Origin of the sequence: Parvibaculum sedimenti (genome assembly GCF_009184905.1) — a bacterium.
GTDB classification, from domain to species: domain Bacteria; phylum Pseudomonadota; class Alphaproteobacteria; order Parvibaculales; family Parvibaculaceae; genus Parvibaculum; species Parvibaculum sedimenti.
This window is the reverse complement of record NZ_WESC01000032.1, coordinates 1-1350: the sequence shown is the minus strand read 5'-3', so window position 1 is coordinate 1350 and position 1350 is coordinate 1. Positions and strand designations below refer to the sequence as shown.

The window sequence follows — 1350 nt, the reverse complement described above, 5'->3', positions numbered from 1 at the left end:
ATAAAAGACAAACAAACATGAAGACAATGAACCTTACGACTTTGACAGATAAAATCCAATCAATTTTTGCTCCCAAGACACTTTTTTCAATTGCCAGAAGCGTGAAATTGGTTGAGCGCAGTCGCCAATTTAACCCTTACTATTTATTACTCGCTGTGATTGATACGCTTGGTTGTCAATCCAAAGCTAATTTGGCTGATATTCATCGAAAGTACCAAACCATTAGTGGTATGCCTATTCGCTATAAACCTTTTCATAATCAGCTTAAAAAAGAACAGTGTCGTGATTTTATGCAGCAGTGTTTTGAAATGGTGATGCAGCATTGGGCTCTGCACACCTTAAAATTAACGAGCCTGTCAACGGGCTACGCATTTCCATTTTCTCAAGTCAAACTCCACGATGGTTGCTCTTTTCAACTGCATGACGGTTTGCAAACTGAATATCCTGGTCGATTCAAAAATCGATATCCTGCCGCGGTGGAACTGCATGTCACAATGGATTTATTAAGCAGCAGCGTCGACTATTTAGCCCTAGGTGCGGATACCGAACCTGAAAGACCTCATGCACCAAAAGCTCAAACGTTAAATGACACCTTATTACTCACCGATGCTGGGTACTTTGATAGGGACAAGATAGCAGAGATTGATAAAAACGGCGGATACACTATTACGCAAGCGCTTTGCAGTATCAATCCGGTTATTAAATCAGCTTATGATTATCAGGGAAATGCTATCAAAAAAGCCAAAGGTAAAAAGCTTAAAACATTACAGCTGAAGGACAAAAACACGATAATAGATTTAACGGCTCAGTGGGATAAAAACCCATTTGAATACAGAGTAATAGCGTTTTGGTACAAAAAGAAAAAGCGGGTTGGCTACTTGGTGACTAATTTGTCTAGAGAGACCATTCCGGCTTCAGATGTTGTCGAATTATACCGATTAAGGTGGCAAATTGAGTTATTGTTCAAAGAGCTTAAATCGTATTGCAACCTTAAAAAATTCAGCACACAAAAAGAGCCTATTGTTTGCGCCTTAATCTATGCCAGCTTCATCACCGTGTTACTAAAAAGGATGATGGCATTTGCAACAGAGGCATTAAAATCTTTATGGATATCGACACAAAAAGTGGCGAGGTCCGCACCAATATGGCTATCACTGTTAGTTAATAAACTGAGTCAACATCATGCAGTAGCGATCGCAGTGGAGGAATGCGTAGAACTAATATCAAAGCTATGTCCACGCGCCCACCCCAAGCGAGATTTGAAAGATGGGCTATATCAATTCGGTGTTACATCCTTGGTTGAGAATAACGGGATTGATTAATAAGTGAGCTTAAGTACCTACATATGAA

At 39.9% G+C, this 1350-nt stretch carries 1 protein-coding gene; it reads left to right on the top strand.

Features of this window, described 5'->3' with window-relative positions:
* On the top strand, positions 1-1322 hold a 1322-nt coding region (locus tag F2P47_RS17495), incomplete at its 5' end, for an IS4 family transposase (RefSeq protein WP_204886763.1).
* Between the last annotated feature and the right edge of the window lie 28 nt (positions 1323-1350).